Below are 2,631 nucleotides of genomic sequence, written 5' to 3'. Positions count from 1 at the left end.
GTGTGAGGGCCCGCAAGCGTACGCCGCAGCAGGCCGGGATGGATCAGCCCGTGTGCGGCCAGCCGCGAGTCCTCCAGCAGGCCGAGGATGTGCGCCCGGTGGCGCTGCCAGCCGTGGTAGAGGTCGGCGCTGAACTCGCCCTTCGTCCGGCGTTCCAGCACCTCGCGGGGCACGATGCCGCGCATCGCCTCCGCGAGGAGCGGCTTGTAGCGGCGGGGGGTGTTGCGTTCCTGCGGTTTTACGGCCAGTGCGGCGTGCAGGACCTGGTCGTCGAGGAAGGGCACCGCAAGACCCACACCGGCGGTGCGCCGTGTCAGCCGGTCGGCCTGCGCCACGATGCCACCGGTGCAGCGGGCCAGCAGCAGGACCTCGTGCTGCTCCCGCCATGGTGCCAGCGGCCGGGGCCCCGCCCGTGCCGCCGCCTCCAGCACCGAGCGCGCCGCCTCCAGCGCCGTCTCGCTCGCCCACACCGGCATCCACGGCATCGGCACCCATTCGACCCGCCACCCCCTCTGCATCGCAGGCGGGGCGCTGGCCGACAGGCGCCGTGCCTGCGACGCCACCTCTTGCGCCGGGCTGCGGCGGTCGCTCAGAGCACGCAGCGTGGCGGGCCACGAAGCGCGGGCCAGTGCCCGGTAGTCCCGCACCCGTCCCAGCCCCTTCAGGGGAGACTGCCGTACGAAGTCGTGCAGATGGGTGTGGGAGCCGGTGCGGAAGAGCTCGTCTCCGCCGTGCCCGGCCAGATGCAGCTGCGACCCCGCACCGGCCATCGTGCGGGCCAGGTGCTCGATACGGGCGCGGGAGCGCACCCAGCCGAACGGCTCCGCGTCCGCCCGGCCCGCTGCGACCGCCTCCGGTCCCAGGCCGGCGAACATCGCCTCGCCGTGTCCGGCCGGATCCACCACGTGGCGTGCGCGCGGCAGGTGCGCGGCGGCCAGCCGGGCGAAGTGAGCGTCGTCGTTGCCCGTATCCGCCTCGGCGAAGCGGTAGGTCACCAGCTTCCGCCGGCCCGTGTCAGCGAGGAAGGCCAGGGTGGTGGAGTCCATGCCCCCGGACAGATCGGTGCTGACTGTCCCTTCGCCCGCCGTCCGGGCCGCCACCGCGTCCCGGAGCGCGGCCCGGACAACTGCCGCGCCCTCGCCCAGCGATGCCTTGGCTTCAGGCGCCCGCCAACGCACCACCTCGTCCGTTCGTCCGTCGGCCTCCAGCACCAGCGCGTGATCCGAGGGCACCGCATCGACGCCGTTCCATGGAACCGATTCGTGCACGGGGAAGGGCATCACCATCCCGGACAGCCGCATCGCCAGCCACCGTGTGTCCCAGCCTGCGCCGGTCACGGAGGCCAGCACCTCCGGGCGGTCGCTCGCCACCGTTGTCCCGCCGAGCCGTGTGTGAAAGACCCGGCGTACGCCGGCCAGCGTCCCCTGCGCCCACACCCGGCCCCCGGCTGACACGATCAGGTGGAAGCAACCCGGCAGCCCCTCGGCAACGTTCCCCGCCTCGGCAACCGACCGCAGTCGTCCCAAGCGTTGGCGCAGGCCGGCGGCAGTGGGCGCACATTCCCCGGCGACCACCGCCCTCACCTGCCCCGCGCTCACCTCCAGCAGCGAGCCTTGGGGCCAACAGCCCATCACCCACGGCCGTCCGGAGGCGTGCCGGAGCACGCACGCGGCCAGGGGGCGCAGCTCGCGGGCCGCCCGGGACGCAGCTTCTCCATCCGGCAGGACGACGAACCAGCTCCCGCTCACCACGCCCCGCACTCAGTTCGGGTAGGTGCCGTAGCCGTCCCAGATTCCTACATAGTTCGGCCCCAGTGTCACGTCGGCGAAGTCACCCGCCTCCACCATGACCGGCGGCTCGTACGCCTCGGATTCCATCGTGTTCTGCTCCATGGGCAGCAACCGTCCTCTCGTCGGCAACGCGGCTGATCCGCACCGCCTTCGAGGCCTCCGTGCCCAAACCGGCAGTCAAGGAAAAGCCGCCACGGCAGCCACCTGCTCAAACCACCTGAAGCGGTACCGGTGAAGCGTGCGGAGGCGACGCCCTCACCGGCAGCACCAGCGCGCGCTCCGGGGAGATGTGCCGGTGTTATCACCCCACTGTCATCCCTTGGAGGCATTGACGGCATTCCTGTCACTCACCGTGGGCATGTTCGCTGCGCATATTCGCAGGCGACAGCGAGGAGCCACGCTTGCCCCCCAGCGGACCGCCCCCCACCCAACTCACCTTGGACGTCCTGCCCCTGGGAGCACGCAGCGAAGGCATTCTCCGGCGCGGGGACCACGCGTTGTTCGGGGTGAGCACGGGCAACAGCTATTTCACCCGCCGGCGTCTGGCCAGGGCTCTGGCGTGGGCGGCCGACCGGTTCACCGTCGTGGACGTCGTGCACGCCGATGTCGCCCTGGAGGCGGCGCTGGAGGCCTTCGGCTACGAACGCCCGGCCGCACGCAAGAGCGCGGCCAAACAACTGCGCGGGGTCCGACGGCGCATCACCGGCGCCCTGGAGGACATCGGACCGGCCGCGGTACGGGTACGGGCGCAGCCGCTGTCCGCCTTCCTGGAGCAGCCCGCATACCGGGAGGTGCGGGCACGGGCCGGGACCGCACTGCGCACCGACACGGAACTGCGCTC

At 72.2% G+C, this 2,631-nt stretch carries 3 protein-coding genes; 1 reads left to right on the top strand and 2 read right to left on the bottom strand.

The genetic code is table 11. The annotated features are described in order from the left end of the window. The coding region (locus tag ACQKIP_RS44810; RefSeq protein ID WP_427745628.1) for an asparagine synthase-related protein at positions 1-1,454 on the bottom strand (1,454 nt) is incomplete at its 3' end. A gap of 306 nt (positions 1,455-1,760) precedes the next feature. Beyond that, entirely contained in the window at positions 1,761-1,892 is a 132-nt protein-coding gene (locus ACQKIP_RS44805; RefSeq protein ID WP_365853512.1) for a lasso RiPP family leader peptide-containing protein, read from the bottom strand. Positions 1,893-2,191: 299 nt separating this feature from the next. Here ACQKIP_RS44805 and ACQKIP_RS44800 point away from each other — a divergent pair. Then, positions 2,192-2,631: tRNA-dependent cyclodipeptide synthase (locus ACQKIP_RS44800; RefSeq protein WP_427745627.1), on the top strand; the 440-nt coding region annotated here is incomplete at its 3' end.

It is taken from the genome of Streptomyces sp. NPDC059900, assembly GCF_050270335.1.
Taxonomy (GTDB): domain Bacteria; phylum Actinomycetota; class Actinomycetes; order Streptomycetales; family Streptomycetaceae; genus Streptomyces.
The sequence above is the reverse complement of the archived record's forward strand: the minus strand, read 5'-3'. Positions and strand labels throughout refer to the sequence as shown.

Bases quoted from the DNA above. Each gene is read 5' to 3' on its own strand.
- ACQKIP_RS44805 (WP_365853512.1), bottom strand. From the start codon at position 1,892: ATGGAGCAGAACACGATGGAATCCGAGGCGTACGAGCCGCCGGTCATG.